The organism is Streptomyces sp. NPDC054840, from assembly GCF_053611065.1.
The window spans coordinates 1-1,154 of record NZ_JBSGZP010001147.1 but is presented as its reverse complement, the minus strand read 5'-3'; the positions used below and the strand labels follow the sequence as shown (position 1 = coordinate 1,154).

The following is a 1,154-nucleotide window of genomic DNA, read 5'->3' as shown; positions in this document are numbered from 1 at the left end:
AGGCCCGACCACGGCGAGGTCCCGTCGCTCGGCCACCCGGCGGCAGGGTTGCGCAGGTCCATGACGTATTGGTTGCCGACGAAGCCGCTGCCGGGGTTCACCTCCCCGTGTAGGTGCGCGGTTTCGACTGGCCGGCCCGGGCGTTGGGCCTCGTCCGGGACACCCCAGGTCTCGCAGGGGGCGCCCGGGCGCTTGGTGTCGGGGCGCCCCCACAGGACCGGCGCTGCTGGCGGCCGCCAATGCGGGGAGTCATCGACGAGGACGAGCGCCGCGTCGTCACGCCCGCCCGGCGTCCCGGCCCACATCACGGTTCCGCCCGCGCTGCCGTCGCCACCCGGGTGGAACACCTGCACGCGGCCACCGGTCGGGCCGGTGACGTGCGCGGAGGTCAGAACCAGGCGGCCACCGACCGCGTACCCCGACCCCGGGCCTTTCGGCCCGGTCACTGCGGTCACCCTCAGCTGTTCCACTTCCTACCCCACCCCGGTCCCAACACCTTCACCGGTTCCCACCGCCTTACCCGGTCCCGACCCCCTGCCTGGGTCCGGTCGTGCCGACCGGACCGCGCCACCGTCAGTCCGGGATGCGCCCCGACACGTCGCCCGGCCCCTCCGGGCGGTTCTGCGCGGAGCTGACGAGCAGGTCGCCGCCGTCGGGACGCTTGGGGGTGAGGGTGAAGGAGACGCGGTGGGTACGACCGCGCGAAAGGCCGGCCTCGGTCTCCGCGCCCACCGCCCACAGCTTGAACCCGGCCTTCGCCTTCGCGTCCGCCCGCAGTTCGACCTCGAACTCCATCTCCACCGGCCCCACCGCGAATACCACCCCAGGATCCTCGCCCACCTGAGCCGCCGCCGACAGCAGTTCGTCGCGTACCGCAGCCACCGCATCCACCAGAGGAATATCCACCGCACCCACCCCTACGTACCTGTACCTGACGCATGATCGCGCTGACCTGGCCACCGTAGAACCAGAGCTGTGGCCGCCGCAGCCGATCCCGCCTCCTGGGTGCCGTACCCAGCTCTGGGGGACGTTGGTCAGGTGGCAGGTGCGCGGGTGGCAGGTGCGCGGGTGAGTGGGTGACGGCGTCTGCGGAGACGCTCGGGGCGGCTTCTTCGAGGTCGGGGGGAGGTGGTTGCGCGGTGCGCAGGATGCGG

General features: G+C 72.6%; 1 protein-coding gene and 1 pseudogene. Both read right to left on the bottom strand.

The window, feature by feature from the left end; all coding sequences use genetic code 11:
- Positions 1-446 (bottom strand): annotated as a pseudogene (locus tag ACWGIU_RS38255) (hypothetical protein); the annotation flags it as partial.
- A gap of 127 nt (positions 447-573) precedes the next feature.
- The gene (locus tag ACWGIU_RS38250; RefSeq protein ID WP_453712750.1) at positions 574-906 is read right to left on the bottom strand and encodes a trypco2 family protein; all 333 of its coding nucleotides are present in this window, start codon (positions 904-906) and stop codon (positions 574-576) included.
- Between the last annotated feature and the right edge of the window lie 248 nt (positions 907-1,154).